Source organism: Rhodobacter sp. (genome assembly GCA_020637515.1).
Classification (GTDB): domain Bacteria; phylum Pseudomonadota; class Alphaproteobacteria; order Rhodobacterales; family Rhodobacteraceae; genus Pararhodobacter.
Genome location: JACKKG010000002.1, coordinates 41,496 through 64,801 on the forward strand (window position 1 = coordinate 41,496; position 23,306 = coordinate 64,801).

At 69.4% G+C, this 23,306-nt stretch carries 21 protein-coding genes; 4 read left to right on the top strand and 17 right to left on the bottom strand.

Annotation, left to right across the window (positions count from 1 at the left end):
* Position 1 precedes the first annotated feature (1 nt).
* From H6900_16290 to H6900_16305, 4 genes are all read right to left on the bottom strand, one after another.
* Complete coding sequence (locus H6900_16290) at positions 2-1,645, bottom strand: CTP synthase (protein ID MCC0074838.1); 1,644 nt, start codon at positions 1,643-1,645, stop codon at positions 2-4.
* Between the two features lie 138 nt (positions 1,646-1,783).
* Positions 1,784-2,152: a preprotein translocase subunit SecG gene (secG, locus tag H6900_16295; protein ID MCC0074839.1), complete on the bottom strand. Its 369-nt coding sequence runs from the start codon at positions 2,150-2,152 to the stop codon at positions 1,784-1,786.
* Between the two features lie 77 nt (positions 2,153-2,229).
* Positions 2,230-2,613, bottom strand: coding sequence for a VOC family protein (locus H6900_16300; GenBank protein MCC0074840.1), 384 nt, complete (start codon positions 2,611-2,613; stop codon positions 2,230-2,232).
* A gap of 6 nt (positions 2,614-2,619) precedes the next feature.
* Positions 2,620-3,018: a hypothetical protein gene (locus tag H6900_16305; GenBank protein ID MCC0074841.1), complete on the bottom strand. Its 399-nt coding sequence runs from the start codon at positions 3,016-3,018 to the stop codon at positions 2,620-2,622.
* Positions 3,019-3,186: 168 nt separating this feature from the next.
* Here H6900_16305 and H6900_16310 point away from each other — a divergent pair, with 168 nt between their 5' ends.
* Positions 3,187-4,485 carry an adenylosuccinate synthase gene (locus H6900_16310; protein ID MCC0074842.1) on the top strand — a complete coding sequence of 433 codons (1,299 nt, stop codon included), beginning with the start codon at positions 3,187-3,189 and terminating at the stop codon, positions 4,483-4,485.
* Positions 4,486-4,488: 3 nt separating this feature from the next.
* Positions 4,489-4,734, top strand: coding sequence for a DUF2842 domain-containing protein (locus H6900_16315; protein MCC0074843.1), 246 nt, complete (start codon positions 4,489-4,491; stop codon positions 4,732-4,734).
* 97 nt (positions 4,735-4,831) lie between these two features.
* On the opposite strand, the gene H6900_16320 is transcribed toward H6900_16315, so the two are convergent.
* A complete protein-coding gene (locus tag H6900_16320) occupies positions 4,832-7,231 on the bottom strand; it encodes a hypothetical protein (protein MCC0074844.1) in 2,400 nt (799 codons plus the stop codon).
* A 136-nt stretch (positions 7,232-7,367) separates the two neighbouring features.
* Between H6900_16320 and H6900_16325 the strand changes: the two genes are divergently transcribed.
* The gene (locus H6900_16325) at positions 7,368-8,060 is read left to right on the top strand and encodes a thiamine diphosphokinase (protein ID MCC0074845.1); all 693 of its coding nucleotides are present in this window, start codon (positions 7,368-7,370) and stop codon (positions 8,058-8,060) included.
* Here the strand turns inward: H6900_16325 and H6900_16330 are convergent.
* The 4 genes from H6900_16330 to H6900_16345 form a co-directional block, all read right to left on the bottom strand.
* Positions 7,987-8,883 (bottom strand): EamA family transporter, encoded by an 897-nt coding sequence (locus tag H6900_16330; GenBank protein ID MCC0074846.1) that lies wholly within the window; start codon positions 8,881-8,883, stop codon positions 7,987-7,989. The two genes, H6900_16325 and H6900_16330, sit on opposite strands and share 74 nt — an antisense overlap.
* A 298-nt stretch (positions 8,884-9,181) precedes the next feature.
* Entirely contained in the window at positions 9,182-10,555 is a 1,374-nt protein-coding gene (locus H6900_16335; GenBank protein ID MCC0074847.1) for an L-serine ammonia-lyase, read from the bottom strand.
* 275 nt (positions 10,556-10,830) lie between these two features.
* Complete coding sequence (locus H6900_16340; protein ID MCC0074848.1) at positions 10,831-12,336, bottom strand: aldehyde dehydrogenase family protein; 1,506 nt, start codon at positions 12,334-12,336, stop codon at positions 10,831-10,833.
* Between the two features lie 142 nt (positions 12,337-12,478).
* On the bottom strand, positions 12,479-13,183 hold the full coding sequence (locus H6900_16345) for a cobalamin B12-binding domain-containing protein (protein MCC0074849.1): 705 nt from the start codon (positions 13,181-13,183) through the stop codon (positions 12,479-12,481).
* Positions 13,184-13,341: 158 nt separating this feature from the next.
* Here H6900_16345 and H6900_16350 point away from each other — a divergent pair, with 158 nt between their 5' ends.
* Positions 13,342-14,430, top strand: a complete 1,089-nt coding sequence (locus H6900_16350; GenBank protein ID MCC0074850.1) for a PA0069 family radical SAM protein — start codon at positions 13,342-13,344, stop codon at positions 14,428-14,430.
* A gap of 48 nt (positions 14,431-14,478) precedes the next feature.
* Here H6900_16350 and H6900_16355 read toward each other — a convergent pair whose 3' ends face one another.
* The 8 genes from H6900_16355 to H6900_16390 all read right to left on the bottom strand — a co-directional run bounded on the left by H6900_16355 (position 14,479) and on the right by H6900_16390 (position 23,227).
* Entirely contained in the window at positions 14,479-14,748 is a 270-nt protein-coding gene (locus H6900_16355; protein MCC0074851.1) for a glucose-6-phosphate isomerase, read from the bottom strand.
* A gap of 145 nt (positions 14,749-14,893) precedes the next feature.
* Positions 14,894-15,565 carry an SMC-Scp complex subunit ScpB gene (gene scpB, locus H6900_16360; protein ID MCC0074852.1) on the bottom strand — a complete coding sequence of 224 codons (672 nt, stop codon included), beginning with the start codon at positions 15,563-15,565 and terminating at the stop codon, positions 14,894-14,896.
* Positions 15,562-16,353 (bottom strand): segregation/condensation protein A, encoded by a 792-nt coding sequence (locus tag H6900_16365; GenBank protein ID MCC0074853.1) that lies wholly within the window; start codon positions 16,351-16,353, stop codon positions 15,562-15,564. The genes scpB and H6900_16365 overlap by 4 nt, the downstream gene beginning before the upstream one ends.
* A gap of 6 nt (positions 16,354-16,359) precedes the next feature.
* Positions 16,360-17,337, bottom strand: a complete 978-nt coding sequence (locus H6900_16370; GenBank protein ID MCC0074854.1) for a glycoside hydrolase family 3 protein — start codon at positions 17,335-17,337, stop codon at positions 16,360-16,362.
* Positions 17,338-17,344: 7 nt separating this feature from the next.
* On the bottom strand, positions 17,345-18,313 hold the full coding sequence (locus tag H6900_16375) for an SPOR domain-containing protein (GenBank protein MCC0074855.1): 969 nt from the start codon (positions 18,311-18,313) through the stop codon (positions 17,345-17,347).
* Positions 18,314-18,414: 101 nt separating this feature from the next.
* On the bottom strand, positions 18,415-20,157 hold the full coding sequence (locus tag H6900_16380; protein ID MCC0074856.1) for an arginine--tRNA ligase: 1,743 nt from the start codon (positions 20,155-20,157) through the stop codon (positions 18,415-18,417).
* 47 nt (positions 20,158-20,204) lie between these two features.
* Positions 20,205-22,052 carry a cation:proton antiporter gene (locus tag H6900_16385; protein ID MCC0074857.1) on the bottom strand — a complete coding sequence of 616 codons (1,848 nt, stop codon included), beginning with the start codon at positions 22,050-22,052 and terminating at the stop codon, positions 20,205-20,207.
* Positions 22,025-23,227, bottom strand: coding sequence for a deoxyguanosinetriphosphate triphosphohydrolase (locus H6900_16390; GenBank protein ID MCC0074858.1), 1,203 nt, complete (start codon positions 23,225-23,227; stop codon positions 22,025-22,027). The genes H6900_16385 and H6900_16390 overlap by 28 nt, the downstream gene beginning before the upstream one ends.
* Between the last annotated feature and the right edge of the window lie 79 nt (positions 23,228-23,306).

Consider the following 23,306-nt stretch of genomic DNA (forward strand, 5'->3'; position numbering starts at 1 on the left):
GTCAGACCAGGCGCGAGACCTCGACCGCGGCGCGCACGAAATCGGCGAACAGGGGGTGCGGTTTGAAGGGTTTCGACTTCAACTCGGGGTGGAACTGGACGCCGATGAACCACGGGTGGCCGCGATGCTCGACAATCTCGGGCAGACGGCCGTCGGGCGACATGCCGGAAAAATGCAGCCCGCAGGCTTCCAGCTTGTCGCGGTAGCGGATGTCCACTTCGTAGCGGTGGCGGTGGCGTTCCTCGATCCGGGTGCTGCCATAGACCTGGGCGACCAGCGATTCGCTGTCCAGCGCCGCGTCATAGGCGCCCAGCCGCATCGTGCCGCCCTTGTCGTCGCCGACCTTGCGTTCGACGACATGGTTGCCCTGCACCCATTCCTTGAGGTGATAGACCACCGGTTCGAACCGTCTGGCGCCGCGTTCGTGGTCGAATTCCTCGGATCCCGCGTTCTCGATGCCGGCGAGGTTGCGCGCGGCCTCGATCACCGCCATCTGCATCCCCAGGCAAATGCCCAGGTAGGGGATCTTCTTCTCACGCGCCCATTGCGCGGCACGGATCTTTCCCTCGGTGCCGCGCTCGCCGAAGCCCCCGGGCACAAGAACCGCGTGGAACCCTTCCAGCACCGCCGTGGGGTCGCCCTTTTCAAAGAGCTCGGCATCGATCCACTCGGCCTTGACCTTGACCCGGTTGGCCATGCCGCCGTGGGTCAGGGCCTCGGCGATGGATTTGTAGGCGTCTTCGAGCTGCGTGTATTTCCCGACCACCGCGATGCGCACCTGCCCCTCGGCGTGGGTCAAGCGGTCCATGACGTCCTCCCACCGGGCCAGGTTGGGGCGCGGCGCGGGGGTGATGCCAAAGGCGTCCAGCACCGCCTGATCCAGCCCTTCGCGGTGATAGGCCAGCGGCGCCTCGTAGATGGTTTTCAGGTCGTAGGCGGGGATCACGGCCTCAGGGCGGACGTTGCAAAACAGCGCGATCTTGGCGCGTTCCTTTTCGGGGATCGGGTGTTCGGACCGGCAGACCAGCACATCGGGGGCCAGGCCGATGGATTGCAGTTCCTTGACCGAATGCTGCGTCGGCTTGGTCTTCAACTCGCCCGAGGCCGCCAGATAGGGCAGCAACGTCAGGTGCATCAGGATCGACTGGCCGCGCGGGCGTTCGTGGATGAACTGGCGGATCGCCTCGAAGAAGGGCAGGCCTTCGATGTCGCCCACCGTGCCGCCGATCTCGCAGAGCATGAAATCGACCTCGTCGTCGCCGATGCGCAGGAAATCCTTGATCTCGTTGGTCACGTGGGGAACCACCTGGATCGTCTTGCCCAGGTAATCGCCGCGGCGTTCCTTTTCGAGAACGTTGGAATAGATCCGCCCCGAGGAAATCGAATCCGTCTTGCGCGCGGGCACGCCGGTGAATCGCTCGTAATGGCCGAGGTCCAGGTCGGTTTCGGCGCCATCGTCCGTGACGAACACCTCGCCGTGTTCGAAAGGCGACATGGTGCCCGGATCGACGTTCAGATAGGGGTCCAGCTTGCGCAACCGGACGGTAAAGCCCCGGGCCTGCAACAGCGCGCCCAGCGCGGCCGAGGCCAGCCCCTTGCCCAGGCTGGACACCACGCCGCCGGTGATGAAGACATAGCGCGCCATGCTGGAAACTCCCGTGTTCGTCGCAGCAAAAAGAAACGGATCACGGGAGTCGGGATATACCCCAAGTCCCGGCTCTCCGCAAGACGGACGCAACATGCAGCGTCAACGGACCGTCCGGCCCAAAATCTAGGTAATGGCTCAGTTGCCGCGCGGGGGCAGGACCGGGCTGTCGCCGGCCGGGGGCAACTGGACATCGGGCAGTTGCACATCGGGCGTCGCGGGGGCGGGTGCCGGCGCGGTTGCCGGGGCGGACACGCCCAGTCGCTCAAGCACCGACGTTTCCGCCGAATTCGAGGCCCCGATCACCGTCAGCGCCAGCGAGGTGCAGATGAAGGCCGCGGCGAATGCCCAGGTCAGTTTGGCCAGCCCCGTCATCGGCGGGCGACCCGCCTGCGGGCCCATCGACCCGCCGATCCCCAGACCGCCGCCTTCCGACCGCTGAAGCAACACGACGCCCATCAGCGACAGCGCCAGGACAAGGTGGATGATCAGGACGACAGTCTGCATGGGGCGGCCTTTGCAACGGTTCGCGCCTATCTATGCCCAGCGGGAATAGGGTGCAAGCCCTTTGGCCGCGGCTTTGGTCAGGGCGCGGCCTCGCAAACGGCCGACAGTTTGTTGCCGTCGGGGTCGCGCAGATAGGCGGCGTAGAAATGCGGACCATAGGCGCGCAGGCCCGGCGCGCCCTCGTCCCGGCCACCATGGGCCAGCCCGGCGGCGTGAAACGCATCGACCGCCGCGCGCGAGGGGGCGACGAAACAGGCCATCGTGCCGTTGCCCGCGCTGGCCGGCCGCCCGTCATACGGCGCGTTGATCCAGAAATCGCAGTGATCCGCGCCCGGCCGGCCATAGCCGCAGCCGTTCGGGTCGGTTTCCAGCCGCGCATAGCCCAGCGCGCCCAGAACCGGATCGTAGAACCGCGCCGCGCGCGCCGGATCGTCGGTGCCAAAGGTCAGGTAACCGAGCATCGCGGGTCACACCTCGTCCACGTCATCCACATCTGCCTGCCCGCTGATTCGCCGTCTCAGGATCGACCAGCTCAGCCCGATCCCCAGCACCAGCGAGGCCGCGACGATCCCCAGCCACTGGTTCATCACGGGATTGTCGGCCCTGAGCACCCCCCAATCGACCAGCACCCAGATCAGCGCCGCGAACACCGCCGCCACCAGCGCCATGCCGATCGGCCCGATCGAGCGCAGCGTGGCGCGCAGGTAGACGATATAGCCGACCGCCAGCAGCAACCCGCCCAGAACGGCCAGCGGCATCTGCGCCTGCCAGTTCCGCTCGGCCCAGCGCAGGTAGTTCCACGACGTCGGGTTCCAGGTCAGCGCCAGCAACACGAAGGCGATCGCCCAGCGGGAAAGAATGGCCATGCGGGGGCTCCTTGTCCGGTTCGTTCCCTTCGTGCCAACTGCCGGCGCCCCTGTCCAGAGCGGGCTTTGCGCCCGCCTCGGGCCCGGTGGGGCGAAAAGACTGTTTCGCTGCACCGCACACATCGCTATAGAACGCTCGGCTTCAGCAAACCGGGAAGGATTCCTGTCATGGCCAATGTTGTTGTCGTGGGCGCCCAGTGGGGCGACGAGGGCAAAGGCAAGATCGTCGATTGGCTCAGTGAGCGCGCGGATGTGATCGCGCGGTTCCAGGGCGGGCACAACGCCGGCCACACGCTGGTCATCGATGGCAAGGTCTACAAGCTCAACGCGCTGCCCTCGGGCGTGGTGCGCGGCGGCAAACTGTCGGTCATCGGCAACGGCGTGGTTCTGGACCCCTGGCACCTGGTGACCGAGATCGCCAAGATCCGTGAACAGGGCGTCGAGATCAGTCCCGAAACGCTGATGATCGCCGAGAACACGCCGCTGATCATGCCCTATCACGGCGAGTTGGACCGCGCGCGCGAGGCCTCGGCCGCCGACAGCAAGGCCAAGATCGGCACCACCGGGCGCGGTATCGGCCCGGCCTATGAGGACAAGGTCGGCCGCCGGGTGATCCGCGTGGCGGATCTGGCCGACCCGGCGACGCTGGAACTGCGCGTGGACCGCGCGCTGATGCATCACAACCCGCTGCGCGCCGGTCTGGGGCTGGAGCCGATCGACCGTGACGCCACCGTGGCGATGCTGAACGCGATCGCGCCGCAGATCCTGCCCTATGCGGCCCCGGTCTGGAAGGTGATGAACGACATGCGCCGCGCCGGCAAACGCATCCTGTTCGAGGGCGCGCAGGGATCGCTTCTGGATATCGACTTCGGCACCTACCCCTATGTCACCTCGTCGAACGTGATCGCCGGTCAGGCCGCGACCGGCGTGGGCATGGGACCGAACGCGATCGATTTCGTGCTGGGCATCGTCAAGGCCTATACCACCCGCGTGGGCGAGGGCCCCTTCCCCACCGAATTGTTCGACGCCGATGGCGAGCGTCTGGGCACCCGCGGGCATGAATTCGGCACCGTCACCGGCCGCAAGCGCCGCTGCGGCTGGTTCGACGCCGCGCTGGTTCGCCAGACCTGCGCGATTTCCGGCATCAACGGCATCGCGCTGACCAAGCTCGACGTGCTCGACGGGTTCGAGACGCTGAAGATCTGCGTCGGCTATGCACTGGACGGGCAGCGGCTGGACTATCTGCCCACCGCCGCCGACCAGCAGGCGCGCTGCACCCCGATCTACGAGGAGATCGAGGGCTGGTCGCAATCGACCGAGGGTGCGCGCAGCTGGGCCGACCTGCCAGGCGCGGCGATCAAGTATGTCCGCCGGATCGAGGAGTTGATCCAGTGCCCCGTGGCGCTGCTCTCGACCTCGCCCGAGCGCGAAGACACGATCCTTGTCACCGACCCGTTCGCGGACTGAACCATGGCCCTGTCCTACAAAGCGCGCCGCCGCTGGTCCCTGTTCGTGCTGGTGGTCGCCCTGCCGGCCTATATCGTTGTCGCGGTCAGCCTCATGGGGTTGGCGCAACGGCTGTTCGGGCGGCCCCCGATCCTGGCCGAGCTGGCGATCTACGTGGGCCTGGGCGTGCTTTGGGCGTTCCCGCTGAAGGCGGTGTTCAAGGGCGTCGGCCAGGCGGACCCCGCCGAATCCGGCAGGAACGGGGACTAGACCCCGCCGCCCGCGCCGCGCCGCCCGTCAGCGAAAAAGGCACCGCCTGCGCGGTGCCTTTTGTCGTTTCCGGGGGCCCTGTCCAGGGTCCGGCGGGTCAGCCCTGCGCAAAGCGGCGGGCCTGCTCGCCGAATTCCGAATCGCGCGACAGTTCGAATTGCCCCCGGCGCGAGCGTTGCATCGTGCCCTGCCGCATCAGCGTGCCAAAGGTGCGCAGCAGGTTCTCGCGCGAGCGGGTCATCGGCTGGCCGGTCGCCACGACGTGACGCATGACCTGCGGGCGCGTGAATTCCTCCAGCCCCTCGACATGCGTGACATAGGCAGCCGCGGCCTCGGTCAGTTCGGCCAGCGTGGTCAGGTGCATCGGCCCCACGAAATCGGTGAAGGCCTTGCCGCGCGGGGCGGCGGGCGCGGGCGTGTCCTCGTCGAAGAGTTCCTCCATCGCCAGCGCACCCGTGGCGATCCGGCGCGGACGGACGGCCTCGGCCTCGCTTTGGGCGGGGCGGTCGATGCGCTGTTCGCTGACCAGCACCAGGGGCGGCTGGGCGTTGCGCGGCCGTTCGGTGCGTTGGGCCTGGGGCCGGCTGGGGCGCCGCGGCGTGCCATCGTCGCTGCCCTCGGCCGCCGGGCGGCGCACGGTGCGTTCCAGATCCTGGCGATAGCGGGCGATCTCGGCGCGTTCCTCGTCCTCGGGATTGCGCGCGGCGCCGGCCTCTTCGTCGGCACGGGTCGCCACGACCGCGGCCTTGAGGTGCGAGATGGTCGATTGCCGGCGCTGGGCCTCGGCCCCGGACAGGTGCGAATCGGCCTCGGTGATGAGCCGATCCATCGAGGCATCCGCCTCGCTGTTCAGCGCGGCGCGGCGCAGGCGCTCGGCCCGGCGCTGGGCCTCGGCGTCGCGTTCGACCGCCGCCAGTTCGGCGACCAGTCCGGCCTCGTCCTCGGCGCCCAAGCCGGTGTCGCCCAGGGCCTCGACGACGCGGCGCTCGATCGCGGCCTCGTCGATCTCGTCCTCGGCGATCAGGTCGCGCGGATCGGCCGAGTCGTCGTCCTCGTCGGCCAGATCCTCGGCCACCCCGGACCTTGCGGCGGCGGTATCCTCGACGGAACCGGCATCGGCAAAGGCGGCCAGCGCGGCGCGCACGGTGTCTTGCGTATCGGTCTGCGGGGCGGCTTCGGTCGCCGGGGTGGGCGACGTCGGGGCCAGGGCGGCGGCGGCTTCCGGGGTCGCGGCCGCAACCGCCGCCAGAAGCGCCGCTTCGGACAGGCCGTCGGTGCGTTCCGGCGCCTGGCGCGCCGCCTCGGTCGCCGGAGCGGCGGCACCAGGCGCGGCCTGTTCGCGGGCTTGCGGTTGGGCCGCGGTCTGGGCAGGCGTCTGGGCCAGCGTCTGGGCCGGGGCCGCGGGCTGCCCGGGACGGACGACCACCACGCGGCGACGCGGGGCCGCCGGCTGTTCAGCGTCAGCGGCGGGCTGCGCGCCGCGCTCGGCATTGCGGCGGGCGATATCCGCGCGGACCGACTCTTCCAGGCGGCGCCGTTCGGCGGCCAGCCGATCGCTGTCGGCGTCGCGGAAAGGTTCGGGCTGCGCCTCGGTGGTGCCCTCGTCCGCGAGATCGTCCGAGGTGGCCGGCGCCACAGCCCGGGCGGCCTCCTCGGCGGCGAGGCGTTCAGCCTCAACACGGGCGGCCTCCTCGGCGGCGAGGCGTTCGGCCTCAACCCGGGTGGCTTCCTCAGCGGCGGCGCGCTCGGCTTCAACCCGGGCGGCCTCCTCAGCGGCGGCGCGCTCGGCTTCAACCCGGGCGGCCTCCTCGGCGGCGAGGCGTTCAGCCTCAACACGGGCGGCCTCCTCGGCGGCGGCGCGCTCGGCTTCAAACCGGGCGGCTTCCTCGGCGGCGAGGCGTTCGGATTCGACAATGGTGTCTTCGGGGGTTTCTTCGGGCGCGTGCATCAGCGTCGCGACGGGCTCGTCGTCGTCGCTGGTCTCGAAGGCGCGGACCTGGGCGACGGCGGCGCGGATGCGTTGCAGTTTGGCCGAGATACCGCTCAGCGCCGCGCCATCGTCTGCCGCGTCGTCGGCGGGGAGGGCGGCGGCGAGGGCGGCGGCAGGCACGACCGGGGCGGCTGCGACGGCCGCGTCGGCGCCAGCCCGCACGGCGTTGCGGGCGTGGGACCGACCGCCGCGCACATCGGCATGTCTCTCAGCGGGGATCCCGGCCTGCGCCGCCCCCTCGGCGTCGGAGTCGATCTGCGGGCGCAGTATGACGCCGTTGTCCTCGATCTTGGCATCGACGCGGCGCTTGATCTCGCGCTCGGCGATGCGGTGCAGCATTTCGGCGTCGGGCGTCGGCGGCTCGGCCCCGAAATACCGGTCCTCGGCGGCCAGATCGCGGAAATACTCGGCAATCGCCTTCATCGTGTCGAACGGCTCGTCGAACCCTTCGAGCGTGCACGAGAAAGTGCCATAAGACACCGTCAGGATTTTGTTCGGACCGACCATACGCTTAAGTCCCCTATTACTTTCAAGCCCGACAGTGCCTGCCTCAGGGTGCGCCAGTATGAAACGCGCAAGGTAATTTCTTGATCGGATTGTGGCGCAGCTTGCCTTCCCGCGCCGCAATTGACAAGAAAACCCTATGTCGGACCCTTTTGCAAAAGCCCCGGGCATCACGTTGGTGGGAGGTGGCGCCTCCAGCGCCGAGGCCCTGACCCGCGCCCTCGCCCGCGCGCCCCGCCTGATCGCGGTGGATGGCGGCGCCGACGCCGCGCTGGCCATGGGACACCTGCCAGACCTGGCGACCGGCGATTTCGATTCGATCAGCCCCCGGGCCCGGGCCGCGCTGGGCCCCGACCGCCTGCGCCATACCCCCGATCAGGAGGAAACCGACTTTGACAAGGCGCTGGCGTTTGTCGACGCGCCCTTTGCCCTGGCGGTCGGCTTTACCGGCGCGCGGCTGGACCACACGCTGGCGGCGATGAGCACACTTCTGCGCAACCCGTCGCGCCGCGTGATCCTGGACACCGGCCACGACCTGTGCCTGCTGTGCCCGCCCCGGCTGGCGCTGTCGCTGCCCCGGGGCACGCGGGTCTCGCTGTATCCGACGGCGCCGATGCGCTGCGACTCGGTGGGGTTGCGCTGGCCCACCTCGCCGCTGCATTTCGCCCCGGACGCCCGCATCGGCACCTCGAACGCGGCGACCGGCGGACCTGTGGTGCTGACCCCCGATGGCCCGTCGATGCTGCTGCTGCTGCCGGTCAGCGAACTGGACGAACTGCTGGCGGCGCTTGCCGGCGCGCCGCTCTGGCCAGATGCCGCTCACGCGCGATGATGTAGAGCCCCGAGGCGACGATCACGACGATGCCCGCCCAGCTCATCGGATTGGGCCAGTCACCAAAGAACAGCCAGCCGAACAGTGCGGCGTTGACGATCTCCAGATAGTGCAGCGGGGCCAGCGTGGCCGAGGGCGCGTAGCGCAGCGCATAGGTGATCGCGATATGCGACACCGTGGCCGCCAGCCCCAGCCCGGCAAGCTGCCCCCAGACAGCCAGGGGCGGATTGCTCAGTTGCAAAAGGGGCAGGTCGGCGCCGTGACCCAGGGCCAGCACCGGCACCATCAGCGCCATGCCCATCCAGGCGGTGTGGAACTGCATCGATTCAGGCGGGTGGTCGCGCGCGATGCGGCGGGTCAGCAGCATGTAGACGGCAAAGAACCCTGCGGTCGCCAGCGGATACAGCGCAATCGCGCCGAAGATCGCGAAATTGGGCTGGATCACCAGCAGCGCGCCCAGAAAGCCGATGACCGAGGCCAGGATCCGGCGCGGGCCAACCTGATCGCCGAACAGCAGAAAGCCCAGCGCCAGCAGGATGAAGGGTTCCACGAAGACGATCGCCAGCGCGTCGGCGATCGGCATGACCTGAACCGCCCCGACAAAGGCATAGGTCGAACCGATCAGCATGAGCGCGCGCGCCATGAGCAGCCCCGCCGATTTGGCCGACAGGCGCAGCGACTGGCGCATCACCGCCACCACCGGCGCCATCAACAGCGCCTGCACCACCATGCGGAAGAACGTCACCTGCGTGACGGTCACCGACTGCGAGGCGAATTTCGCCGCCACGTCGATCAAGGGCGCAATGGCGCAAAAGGCCACCATCAGCACGATGCCCAATGGCACCCGGTCGGTGCTGGAAGGTGAGGCTGCAAGGGTCATGACGCCGGACCTAAACTCCGGTTCGCGACGCGTCTACTCTGTCCGCGACCTGCCGCTCGCTTTCGCCCAAAAACCGCCGCGCGCCGGTCCGTGCCTGGGCTGGCACAGGGGGCCGCCGATCCAGGGCACCCGGCCATCCCGGCTGACAGGAAACCGATCTATCCCGCCGAGAAACCGCCGCAAGACCCGCACCGGCTGCGACAAATGCGATCACAGGCCGGTGTCTGACGTTCTTCGCCCCTCAGCAGTTGGGCACGTTCACCGCCAGCCCGCCCAGCGCGGTTTCCTTGTATTTCTCGCTCATGTCGGCGCCGGTCTGGCGCATCGCCTCGATGCAATTGTCGAGCGGCATGAAATGCTGCCCGTCGCCGCGCAACGCCAACGAGGCCGCACTGACGGCCTTGATCGCGCCCAGGCCGTTGCGCTCGATGCAGGGCACCTGCACCAGCCCCTTCACCGGGTCGCAGGTCATGCCCAGGTGATGCTCCAGCGCGATTTCGGCGGCGTTCTCGACCTGCTCGGGGGTGCCGCCCAGCACCGCGCAGAGCCCCGCCGCCGCCATCGCCGCGGCGCTGCCAACCTCGGCCTGACAGCCGCATTCCGCCCCGCTGATCGAGGCGTTGTGCTTGATCAACCCGCCGATCGCCGCTGCGGTCAGCAGGAAGTCCTCGACCCGGTCGTGACTGGCGCCCGGCACATGGTCCAGCCAATAGCGGATGACCGCCGGCATCACCCCGGCAGCACCGTTTGTCGGCGCCGTGACCACCTGCCCGCCGGCCGCGTTCTCCTCGTTCACGGCCATCGCATAGGTGGACATCCAGTCGTTGATGACATGCGGTGCCGTCAGGTTCAGGCCCCGCTCGGCCAGCAGCGCATCGTGGATCGCCTTGGCACGGCGGCGCACCTTCAACCCGCCGGGCAGAATGCCCTCGCCGGCCAGGCCGCGCTCGATACAGGCGTTCATCACCGCCCAGATGCGGTGCAGCCCGGCCTTGAGCGCCGCCTCGTCGCGCAGGCTCAACTCGTTCGCGCGCTTCATCGCGGCGATCGACAGGCCCGAGGCGCGCGCCATGTCCAGCATCGCCGCGGCGCTTTCGAACGGATAGCGCACCCTGGGGCCGGCCTGCGCCGCGGCACCGGCCGCGTGCTCGGCCTCGGTCACCACGAAACCGCCGCCGATCGAGAAATAGGTCTCTTGCGCGATCACGTCGCCCTGTGCATCGGTCGCCATCAGGATCAGACCGTTCGCATGCCCGGCCAGCGCGGGGCCGTAATCGAACTGAAGGTCCTTGTCGGGATCGAAGGCCAGAACCGGCAGATCGGGCGGCGTGACGGTCCGTGTCGCGCGGATCGCGGCGAGCGCGGTCTCGGCCCGGTCGGCGTCGTAGCTTTCGGGCTGAAAGCCGGCCAGACCCAGGATCACCGCCCGATCGGTTGCGTGCCCGACGCCGGTAAAGGCCAGCGAGCCATGCAGCGACGCCCGCAGACCGTGCACCCGAAAGGGCGACGCCCTGAGCCGGTCCAGGAAGCGCGCCGCCGCCACCATCGGCCCCATCGTATGCGACGACGACGGGCCGATACCGATCTTGAAAATATCGAAGACGGAGAGAAACATGCAGATGCCCCGTTGGATTTTCTGCACCCTATCCGCCGACGGCCCGGCCCCCGCGACTGACAGCGACGCAAGGGACCCCGTTTGCGGCCAGACCCAGGGTCGGTCAGGGGGGCGCGGCCCCCTTGGTGGCGGGCCGCGAATGCCTGGCCCCGGGGTATGGGACGCCCAGGGACGGGGCCGATCGACGCCCTGTCAATCCGGCCCTTCTTTGTGCCGCAAATATCCTCCGGGAGGGTCCGGGAGGGTGGAAAACCCTCCCGGCGGGGTCCGCACGCTCAGACGTCGAAACGAACGCCCTGCGCCAGCGGCAGCGAGGCCGAGTGGTTGACGGTGTTCGTGGCGCGGCGCATGTAGCCCTTCCAGGCGTCCGAACCGCTCTCGCGACCGCCGCCGGTTTCCTTCTCGCCGCCGAACGCGCCGCCGATCTCGGCGCCCGAGGGGCCGATGTTGACGTTGGCGATCCCGCAATCCGAGCGTTGCAGGAAGTCCTCGGCCTCGCGCAGGTTCAACGTGAAGATGCACGACGACAGGCCCTGTGGCACGTCGTTTTGCAGCGCAAGGGCCTCGTCGAAGTCCTCGTAGCCCATGACATAGAGGATCGGCGCAAAGGTTTCCTCGCGCACCACCGCGGTCTGGCCGGGCATTTCGACGATGGCCGGTTCGACATAGGCACCGCCCTGCGGCGCGCCCGAGGCCGCGCGGCCGCCGTGGACGATACCGCCATCCGCGCGCGCGCGGTCGAGCGCCGCCTGCATCCGCTCGTGCGAGGCGGCATCGACCAGCGGCCCGACCAGCGTCGTGGCCTTGCGCGGGTCGCCGATGGGCAGGCTGGCATAGGCGCGGATCAGCCGCTCCAGCAGCGCGTCGCGGATCGAATGGTGCACGATCAGGCGGCGCAACGAGGTGCAGCGCTGCCCGGCCGTGCCCACGGCTGAAAAGACGATCGCGCGCACCGCCATTTCCAGGTCCGCCGAGGGCGCGACAATCATGGCGTTGTTGCCGCCGAGTTCCAGGATCGACCGGCCGAAACGGCTGGCCACCGCCGGGCCGACGATGCGCCCCATGCGGGTCGAGCCGGTGGCCGAGACCAGCGGCACCGCGGGCGCGGCGGTCAGCGCGGCGCCCAGATCGGCGCCGCCGATGACGACCTGCATCAGGCCCTCGGGGGCGTCGTCGCCAAAGCGCGCCACCGCGCGGGCAAAGATCGCCGCGCAGGCCAGCGCGGTCAGCGGCGTCTTTTCCGACGGTTTCCAGATCACGGGATCGCCGCAGACCAGCGCCAGCGCGGCGTTCCACGACCACACCGCGACCGGAAAGTTGAACGCCGTGATGACCGCCGCCGGGCCCAGCGGGTGCCAGGTTTCGCGCATCACGTGGCCCGGCCGTTCCGAGGCGATGGTCAGCCCGTAGAGCTGGCGCGACAGGCCCACGGCAAAGTCGCAGATGTCGATCATCTCCTGCACTTCGCCCAGCCCTTCGGACACGATCTTGCCGGCCTCGAGCGTGACCAGCGCGCCCAGCGCCGCTTTTGCCGCGCGCAATTCTTCGCCCAGCAGGCGCACCAGCTCGCCGCGCCGGGGCGCGGGCACGCGGCGCCAGGCCTCGAAGGCGGCGGTGGCGCGGCCGATCACGGCGGGCATGTCGGCCAGCGGGGTTTCGGCGATTCGGGCAATCTCGGCCCCGTCGATGGGGCTGTGCACCGCCAGGGTCCCGCCGGACAGCGTGGCGGCGTCGAAGCCGCAGGCGGCGAGGATCTCGGCGGCGGAAGGCAGGTCGGTCATGGGATACTCCGGTTCATTCGGCGCGCAGGATAGGGGGGATGCGCGGCGGACGAAAGGGGGGGGGCGTTGAACGCGAGGGCCGAAAACGAAAAGACCCCCGGTCGGGCCGGGGGTCCTGTTGCGTTCGGAGAATGGCCGCGATTCAGGCCCGCGCGGCGCCCTGGTTGTGCTTGCGCGCGACCAGCATCTTTGCGGTTTCCACCGCGACCGCGGCATCGCGGCAATAGGCGTCGGCGCCAATGGCGCGGCCGAATTCCTCGTTCAGGGGGGCGCCGCCCACCAGCACGATGATGTCGTCGCGCCGGCCGGTTTCCTTGAGCGTGTCGATCACGACCTTCATGTAGGGCATGGTCGTGGTCAGCAGCGCCGACATGCCCAGGATATCCGCGTCCTCGGCTTCCAGCGCATCGAGGTATTTTTCGACCGGGTTGTTGATACCCAGGTCCACCACCTCGAAGCCGGCGCCTTCCATCATCATGCCGACAAGGTTCTTGCCGATGTCGTGGATGTCGCCCTTGACGGTGCCGATCACCATCTTGCCCATGCGCGGCGCGCCGGTTTCGGCCAGAAGCGGCTTGAGGATCGCCATGCCCGCCTTCATGGCGTTGGCAGCAAGCAGCACTTCGGGCACGAACAGGATGCCGTCGCGAAAGTCGTGGCCGACGATCGTCATGCCGGCGACCAGGGCCTTGGTCAGCACGTCATAAGGGGTCCACTCGCGTCCCAGCAGGATGTTCACGCCTTCCTCGATCTCGTCCTTGAGACCGTCGTAAAGGTCGTCCATCATCTGCGACACAAGTTCCTCGTCGTTCAGTTCGGACAGGATGATGTCGTCGTCGTCGGACATGGCGCGGTTCCCTGAAAAGCGTGTCTTGTTTCGTCAATGCGGCAGATGCGCCAGTTTCACTGATCCATTCCCGACATGCGCCGGATGAAAGACGACCACAAGGTCTTGTTTGCGTCGCGGACTTGAAAAATGTTCATCATATGTTCATCATTCGACTCATGGTGACACCCCTGCCCCCCAAAGATCCGACGCTCCGTGCCCGCGCCCGTGGCACGACCGCGCAGCCGGCGCCACGCTTTGAGTCAGAGCGGCGCGAATGGGCGCATGACGGCTGGGACCTGCCCGAGGACGACCGCCTGGTGACGCGCGAGGTGGCGATCGAGCGGCCGCGCAGCGTGATTTCCTGGAATCAGTCGCCGGACCTGGGGTTCGACCGTGCCCTCAACCCCTATCGCGGTTGCGAACACGGGTGCATCTATTGCTATGCGCGCCCGTCGCACGCCTATCTGGGCCTTTCGCCGGGGCTGGATTTCGAAACCCGGCTGATCGCACGACCGGATGCGGCGCGGGTGCTCGAACGCGAACTGGCCAAGCCCGGCTACCGAGTCGCGCCGCTGGCGCTGGGATCGAACACCGATCCCTGGCAGCCCATCGAACAGCACCACCGGATCACCCGCAGCGTGCTCGAGGTGCTGCGCGACTGGCAGCATCCGGTGACGATCACCACGCGCGGCGCCCTGGTCGAGCGCGATCTCGATCTGCTGGCCGGGATGGCGGCCCGGGGGCTGGTCGAGGTCGGGGTCAGCGTGACCACGCTGGACCCGGGCCTGGCCCGCGCGATGGAGCCCCGCGCGCCCGCCCCGGCACGGCGGCTGGCGATCATCCGTGCGCTCAGCGACGCGGGGATCCCGGTGCGGCTGATGATGGGCCCTCTGGTGCCCGGTCTCAGCGACCACGAGGCCGAGGCGATCCTCGCCGCCGGGCGCGCGGCGGGCGCGCGCGTGGCCTGGTGGGCCTTTGTGCGCCTGCCCGGCGAGGTCGGCGCGCTGTTTCGCGACTGGCTCGAACGGGTGCGGCCCGGACAGGCGGCCAAGGTCATGAAGCTGGTGCGCGAAATGCGCGGCGGCCGGGACAACGACCCGGCGTTTCACAGCCGGTTCCGGGGCCAGGGCGCCTATGCCGACATGGTCGCGGCGCGCATCCGCGTGGCGCGCAAACGGCTGGCCTACGAGGCCGCGCTGCCGCCGCTCGATTGCAGCCAGTTCCGCAGGCCGCCGCGGGCCGGGGACCAGTTGAGCCTGTTCTGAACGACCGGACCAGGGCCCGCGCGAACGGGCCCCGGTGTCTGGCGGGGGTCAGCGGCAGCGCCGGGTGTAATACTGGCCGCGACCGTTGGAATAGGCGCATTCGCCGGTGCGGGCGTTGCGCGCGACCATGACGCCGGCGGCAGCGCCACCCAGCGCGGCGACGATGGTCCAGTTCGGATTGGCGTTGAACGCGCTGGCCAGAAGCAGCCCGCCGGCCGCGCCGGCAAGACCGCCAACCGCGTCGCGTTCGTTCGCGGTCATCGTGCAGCCACCCAAAGCGGTGGACGCGACGACCAGAGCAACGAGAACAAATTTCATGCAAACCTCCATGGGATGAGCCTGCTCGACATTACCCGCACAATCGGCGCCGCCTAGGGCCATCGCAACGGGTCGGCACAAACCCGCCGCAGGCGCGTGGCTCGTTCGGGGTTCGGGGGCGCAAGGGGGCGCAACGGGGTGGCGGTCAGTCCTCGAACAGTTCCGACTGGCCGTCGGGGGCGTCGGCGTCCTCGTCCGCGTCGTGCAATGGCGCGCCGGGCATTCCGCGGCTGTCCAGAAGGCCCGCTTCGCGCAGTTCCTTCAGCCCCGGCAGGTCGCGCGCGGTTTCCAGCCCGAAGTGATCGAGGAACGCATCCGTCACCACAAAGGTCAGCGGGCGGCCCGGGGTCAGGCGGCGACGGCCAAAGCGGATCCAGCCCATCTCCATCAACTGGTCGATGGTCCCGCGCGACAGCGACACGCCGCGGATTTCCTCGATCTCGGCGCGGGTTACCGGGGCGTGATAGGCGACGATTGCCAGCGTCTCGATCGCGGCGCGCGACAGGCGGCGGGTTTCGACCTGCTCGGTGCGCATCAGCCACCCCAGATCCGGCGCGGTGCGCATCGCCCAGCCGTCGCCGACGCGCACCAGATGCACCCCGCGCCCGGCATAGCGCGAGCGCAGATGCACCAACGCCTCGGCAACGTCGCAGCCCTCGGGCAGGCGTTTGGCGAGTTCCGCCGCCGAGACCGGCTCGGCCGAGGCAAAGAGTATCGCCTCGATCATGCGTTCCTGCTCGCCCATGGGCGGCACCGGGAACAGGCCCGGGGTGGCGTTCGGATCGCGGGCGACGGTGGGGTCGGTGTCGTCGGTCATCGGGCCTCGTTCGGGCGCAGGCGCAGGCGGATCGGCGCAAAGGTTTCCGACTGGCGGAGGTCCAGTTGCCCCTGTTTCGCCAGTTCGAGGGACGCGGCAAAGGTCGAGGCCAGCGCCGAGCGCCGCCGCGCGCCGGCCGCGCGCCACCCGGGCGGCAGGAAACCGGCCAGGTCGGACCAGTCCACCGCGTGGCCGATCATGCCCCTGAGCCGCTCGAGCGCGGTTTCGAGCGGATAGATATCCGTCCGGTCAAAGGCATAGGGGCGGAATTCGTCCTTGGTGCGGATGCGCGCATAGGCCTGGATCAGGTCCAGCAAGCTCGCCGTATGCTGGGTGCGCTTTTCGATGGCCTGGGTTTCGGGCGCGCCGCGGGCAAAGAATTCGCGCCCCAGCCGGTCGCGCCCCATGAGCCGCCCCGCCGCCTCGCGCATGGCCTCGAGCCGCTCAAGCTGGAACGCCAGATGGGCGGCCAGATCCTCGGCCGAGGGGCCCTCTTCGCCGGGGTCGGGCGGCAGCAACAGGCGCGATTTCAGGAACGCCAGCCAGGCCGCCATCACCAGGTAATCCGCCGCCAGCTCGATCCTGAGGGCGCGCGCGGCCTCGACAAAACGCAGGTATTGTTCCGACAGTTGCAGCACCGAAATGCGCCTGAGGTCCACCTTCTGGCGCCGCGACAGCGTGAGCAGCAGGTCAAGCGGCCCCTCGAACCCGTCCACATCGACGATCAGCGCCTCGTCCTCGAGACGGGCGGCGACGCTGGATTCGGCGCCTTCCTCGAACTCGGACATGGGGCGTCACACCTGCGGGTTGCTCAGGCGATCAAGTTCGGCGGTGGCGGCGGCAATGTCAATCGGCGCGGGCACCCGACGGGCCGCAAGCGCGGTTTCGGCGCGCCAAGGGGCGCCCAGCGCCCCCGAGGCCGCGACGACGCCCTCCATCTCGGCCAGGTCGCCCGAACAGTGCAGCACCAGGTCGCAACCCGCCGCGATCGCCCGCGCGGCCCGGTCGGGCAAGGTGCCGGGCAGCGCGTTCATCGAAAGGTCATCCGTCATCAGAAGCCCCCCGAACCCCAGCGTCTCGCGCAGGTAGCGCAGCACGACGGGCGACAGGGTGGCCGGCGTCTCAGGGTCCAGGGCCTCGATCACCATATGGCCGGTCATGCCCAGCGGCAGGTCCGCCAGCGCCCGCACCGGGGCGAAGTCGCGCGCAACCAGCGCATCGAGCGGCTGCGTGCAGCGCGGCAGGGTCAGGTGGCTGTCGGCGTTGGCGGCGCCGTGCCCGGGCAGGTGCTTGAGCACCGGCAACACGCCGCCCGCCAGCAACCCCTCGGCCGCCGCGCGGGCCTTGGCCGCGACGTCGGCCGGATCGTCGGACCAGACGCGGCGCCGAAGAAACGGGTGCGTGTCGGGGCCCGCCACGTCGATCACCGGCGCGCAGTTTCCGTCCACGCCGACGGCGCGCAATTCGGCCGCCATCAGCCGGTGTCGCAGGCGGATCGCCGCCGCGTCGCCGCGCTGGGCGCAGGCGTCGGGCCAGTCGCGGGCCAGGGGCGGGCGCAGGCGCTGGACGGTGCCGCCCTCCTGATCCATGAACACCGGCGCATCCCGGCCGACCGCGTCGCGCAGCGCGCCGGTCAGGGCGCGCAACTGCGCGGCGTCCAGGACGTTGCGGCGGAACAGGATGAATCCCCAGGGGTCTGCCTGACGAAAGAACGCGGCCTCGTCGCGGGACAGGACCGGGCCCGCGCAGCCCAGGATGGTCGCGCCGGTCATCCCCGGCTCAGCGGATCAGGACGGGGATGCAATCGACGTTCTCGGCCTGAAAGATCGAGCAGAAGCGCCGGGCCTCGGGTTCGTCCGAGAAGCCGGCCGCGCGCAGCCGGAAGAAGGTGCGCCCCCCGGCCGAGGCGGCCTCGACGATGCGGCCGCGGCCATCCAGATAGGCCGGGAACCGGGCCGCCAGCGCGTCCCAGGCGGCACGGGCCGCAGGTTCGTCGTCATAGGCGCCCAGTTGCACCAGCCGGGTGCCCGGCGTCAGCGAGCGCGGGTCGATTTCCGTCACGCGCGGCGATCCCAGTCGCGTCACCAGTTCCTGAAGCAACGCCTCGGCCTGCGGATCGCCGCCGGCGCCCGTCGTCGCGGCGCTGGCAATCTGTTGCGGTGTGCCCTGCGCCGGCGCCTGGAACGCGCCGCTGGCAGGGCGCGCGCGCGGCACGGGCGAGCGCGCGACCCCCGGCAACGACGCCGGGACGATCTGCAAGGCGCCCTGCGGGGCTGGCATGCTGGCGATCTCGACGCTTTGCGGCGCGCCGATCGCGGCCCCGGGCTGGACCGGCTGCGGCGCGGCGATCGCGTTGACCCCCACCCGCGAGGCCAGCACCGCGGCCGAGCGGTCCTCGTCGGTCAGTTCCACGGGAGGCGGGGCCAGCGCGATGACCTGCGCGGCGCTCGCGGCGCCGCCCTCGGCCGCAACGGAGTTGACCGCCAGCCCCTGATAGGCCGCCTGCCGGCCGCCCGGGTCCTCGGGCGAGGTGCGGATGGGGCCGGACATCGCGCGGATCACCGGCACGCCCGTGACATCGCGCACCATCAACCGATAGCTCCAGACGCCGACGCCGACCATGAGGGTGATCGACAATGCCGCCCCCGCCAGGTTGACCAGACGCCCCACGCCGCCACGCCCAAGGTCCCGTTGTTGGACCGGCGCCGGCTGCGGGGCGTGATACGCCTCGTAGTGCCACTGTGCCATGCTCGCCTCACAAACCCGCCGGATTTTCCCGGTCTTGGCCTTAATTCACTGCCCGCCCGCGGAAATCCGCGGGCGCACCCGTCGCTGTCGCTGGCCTGAGATCAGCGCATTTCCTCGACGGGCTTCACCCCGAGGATAGCAAGACCTGCGGAAATAACAACGCCCACGGCACGCGCCAGAGCGATTTTGCGGGTCATCACAGCCACATCGTCCTGCACGAAGCGCAGCGCGGTCTCGTCATTGCCCCTGTTCCAGTGGCCGTGCAGGTCGGCCGCCAGCTCGGTCAGATAGCCGGCGATGCGGTGCGGTTCGTTCGCGCGGGCGGCGATTTCGACCTGGCGCGGCCAATCACCCATCTTGCGCATCAGCGCCAGCTCGGCAGGGTGATCCAGCGTCGAAAGATCCGCGCGTGCCAGCGCCGCGTCCGAGGTATCGACCCCGGCCTCGGCCGCCTTGCGCAGAACCGAGGCGACACGGGCGTGCGCGTATTGCACATACCACACCGGATTGTCGCGTGACTGTTCCAGCACCTTGTCGAAATCGAAATCCAGCGTCGCGTCGTTCTTGCGGGTCAGCATGACGAAGCGAGTCACGTCGGCGCCGACCATCTCGACCACGTCGCGCAGCGTGACGAAATTGCCCGAGCGTTTCGACATCTTGAAGGGTTCACCGTTCTGGAACAGCTTCACCAGTTGCACCAGCTTGATGTCCAGCGGCACGCGTCCCTCGGACAGCGCCGAGACGGCGGCCTTCATGCGCTTGACATAGCCGCCGTGGTCGGCGCCCAGAATGTCGATCAACAGATCGAAACCGCGCTTCACCTTGTCATAGTGATAGGCGATGTCGGGCGCGAAATAGGTCCACGAGCCATCCGATTTCTTCACCGGGCGGTCCACGTCGTCGCCGTGCGCGGTCGAACGGAACAGCGTCTGTTCGCGCGGCTCCCAATCGTCGGGGGTCTTGCCCTTTGGCGGTTCCAGAACACCCTCGTAGATCAGGCCCTTGGCGCGCAGGGTGTCGATCGCGGCCTCGATCCGGCCGGTGCCGTAAAGCGCCTTTTCCGACGAATACACGTCCATCGTGACGCCCAGCATCGCCAGATCCTGCCGGATCATGGCCATCATCGCTTCGGTCGCGAAATTGCGCACATCGTCCAGCCAGACCTCTTCGGGCTGGTCCAGCAGGCTGGCGCCGTAGCGCGCCTTCAGCGCCTCGCCCACCGGCACCAGGTAGTCGCCGGGATAGAGCCCTTCGCGGATCTCGGGGGTCAGGCCGTTTGCCTCGCGGTATCGTTCATAGGCCGAGCGCGCCAGCACGTTCACCTGCGCGCCGCCGTCGTTGATGTAATATTCGCGCGTTACGTCCCAGCCGGCAAAGGCCAGCAACGAGGCCAGCGCATCCCCGACCACGGCGCCGCGCGTGTGGCCCACATGCATCGGCCCCGTCGGGTTGGCCGAGACGAACTCGACGTTGACCTTTTGCCCGGCGCCCAGCGTGGCGCGGCCGAAATCCCGCCCCCGGGTCAACGCGGCGGTGACCACGTCCTGCCAGGCCGAGGGGACCAGCCGCAGGTTCAGGAACCCGGGGCCCGCGACCTCGGCGCCCGCGATCCGCGGGTCGGCCGCCAGTTTCGCCACCAGCGCATCGGCGATGTCGCGCGGTTTCATGCCGGCGGGCTTGGCCAGCACCATCGCCGCGTTGGTCGCCATGTCGCCATGCGCGGCGTCGCGCGGCGGCTCCACGGTGACGGCGGCGGTATCGAGACCCTCGGGCAGCGCGCCCTCGGCGGTCATGGCGCCCAGGCAGTCGATGACCAGTGCGCGAATGTCGGTGAACAGGTTCATGTCGTCGTCCTTTGCTGCGCCCTGCACTATCATGGCGGGCGCGAAGGTCAATCTCTGGACGGTGCCGGGGAGGTTGCGGGGGGTGCGGCATTGCCGTGGGCCGGACCCAGCGCGATCAGCCGCGTGCCGGCCGCCAGCTTCGACGGCGTGCGCCCCGCCGTTGCGATGGTCAGCGCACCACCGGCCGCGATCCAGCCCAGCAGCAGCGCCCCCGGTCGCGCCGCGCGCCAGTCGGCCAGCGAGAATTCCTCGGTCAGGCGGGTGACGCCGATCCGCTCGCCGTCGATCATGCGCTGGTCCAGGTCGTCAAAGGTCAACCCGCTGGCAAAAAGCTGTCCGCCCAGACCGACCGGCAGGGCATGGCGGCGGCTGTCGATCTTGTCGCCGGCCAGTTGATACACCGCCTCGCGGCCGAACTCGGGCGCGAGGTCGGTCGCAACCAGCGTGTTGTAGGCATCGTTGCCGGTGGCCACCAGAAGCGTGCCGAAACCCACCAGCTCGACCGAGGTTTCCGCCGCCTCGGACAGGATGTCGCCGTAGAACACCGCAAGGCCCTCGGACCGCGCGCCGCGCAGGCGGCGCGGGTTCTGGTCGCTGATCAGGACCGGCACCTTCTGCGCGGCCAGCGCGCTGGCCAGCCCCACCGAAAAGCGCGACCCGCCGACCAGCAGAACGCCCGGCGTTTCCGACGCGACCAGCCCCAGGAACCGCGCCAGCGGCGCCAGCGCGAAACCGTGCAGCACCACCGTGACCGCGACCAGCACAAAGGCCAGCGTGCCCATCTGCGCGCCGGCGCCAAGGCCCAGCGCGGCCAGGCGCTCCCCGAAAAGCCCCGCCACCGCGACCAGCACCACGCCGCGCGGGCCGGTCAGCGCGATCAGGGCCCGCTCGCGCCAGGGAACGGTCGAGAACGCCAGCGCGACCAGCACCGTCAGCGGCCGTGCCACCAGGATGACCGAGGCGACAAACGCCGCCGCCCGCCAATCCAGCGCGGCCAGGTCCGCGGGGTCCAGCCCCGCCGCCAACAGGATGAACACGCCCGAGACCAGAAGCACCGTCGCGTGTTCCTTGAACCGGCGCAGTTCCTCGAAGCTGGGCAATTGCGAATTGGCGATCACCAGCCCCATCACCGTGACCGCCAGCAACCCGCTTTCGTGCAGCACATGGTCGGCCAGGGCAAAGACGATCAGCACCCCGGCGAACAGCACCGGCACCTTCATGTATTCGGGCACGACGCCGCGCCGGAAACTGCTGGCGATGGCGCGCCCGCCGATCAGGCCGACCAAGGTCGCGGTGCCGATGCCCAGCGCATAGGTCAGCGCGGCCAGAGTGACATTGGCCTGTTCGTGGCGCACCAGCACGATGCCAAAGGCCAGGACCGCGGCCAGGGCCCCGATCGGATCGTTGACGATGGCCTCCCATTGCAGCAGCACCGCGGGGCGGCGCGACAGCCTCGCCTGTCTGAGCAGCGGTGCGATCACCGTGGGGCCCGTCACGATCATGATGCCGCCGAACACGGCCGCGGCCTCCCAGCCCAGCCCGGCCGCGTAGTGAACGGCAAGCGTCGACAGCAGCCAGCCCAGCGGCGCACCGACATAGACCAGCCGCCGCACCCCCTGCGCCGCGTCCAGCACCGACCGGATGTTCAGCGTCATGCCGCCTTCGAACAGGATGATGGCGACCGCGACCGAGATCATCGGCGCCAGCAACGGGCCGAATTCGCGCGCCGGGTCCAGCACGCCCAGCACCGGGCCGACGAACAGCCCGGCGGCCAGCATCAGCACGATCGCCGGCAGGTGCAGGCGCCAGGCCAGCCATTGCGCGCCCACGCCCAACGCGCCGATCAGCGCGAAGGCCTCGATGGGGTTCAGTCCCGATACGGTGCCTGCGGCCATGCGGTGCTTCCTTCGATCAGGCGGGCGTGTTCTTGCAGCGCGAAACGGTCGGTCATGCCGGCGACATAATCGGCGACGATGCGCGCCAGCGCGCTGTCGTCGCCAGCGCGGGCGACATCGTCGCGCCATTCCTCGGGCAGGTGCGCGGGCGCGGCCAGGAACAGCGTGAAGAGATCGCGCACCACCTCGGTCACCTCGGCGCGCATCCGCACCACCGAGGGGGCGCGATACATGCGGGTGAACAGGAACTGGCGGATCACCTTCAATTCGCGGAACAGCCGGTCGGAAAAGCGGATGATCGTGGTGCCCAGATGGCGCACCGCGTCGGCGTCGGCGGGCTGCGCCGCTTGCAGGCGGGTCTGGGCGACCAGGATCACGTCCTCGACCATGACGCCGAACACCCGGCGCAGCGCCTCGTGCCGCCGCCGCATCCTGTCGAGGCCGGGATACAGGCGGTCCACCTCGGCAAAGGCGGGCCCGGTGATGGGCAGCGCCATCAGGTCCTGTTCGGTGAACAGGCCAGACCGCAGCCCGTCGTGCAGGTCGTGGTGGTTGTAGGCCACGTCGTCGGCAATCGCCGCGACCTGGGCCTCGGCGCTGGCGTGGGTGTGCAGCCACAGGTCATGGCGGGCGTTGTATTCGACCAGCGCGGCCGGCAGGGGACCCTTGCGCGGCGTGCCGTCCGGGTTCACCAGGGGGCCGTTGTGCTTGGCGATGCCTTCCAGCGTCTCCCACGTCAAGTTGAGCCCGTCGAAATCGGCGTAATGGCGTTCCAGCGCGGTCACGATCCTGAGCGCCTGCGCGTTGTGGTCAAAGCCGCCATAAGGCGCCATCAGCGCCGCCAGCGCATCCTCGCCGGTATGGCCAAAGGGCGTGTGGCCCAGGTCGTGCGCCAACGCGATGGCCTCGGCCAGGTCGGTGTTCAGGCCCAGCGCGGCCGACAGCGTGCGGGCGACCTGCGCGACCTCGATCGAATGCGTCAAGCGGGTGCGGTAATAGTCACCCTCGTGCTCGATGAAGACCTGGGTCTTGTGCTTGAGCCGGCGAAAGGCCGAGGAATGGATGATCCGGTCGCGGTCGCGCTGAAAGGGCGAGCGGAAGGTCGAGATCACCTCGGGGTAGAGCCGCCCGCGCGAACGCGCGGGGTCGGCGGCGAAGGGGGCCGGTTGGGTCATTCTGTCCGTTCTGCCATGGCGCTTGTCGCGCGCCTTTGGCCTTCTTATATCTGGAGTCACGCCTCAGGAAAACGACGAT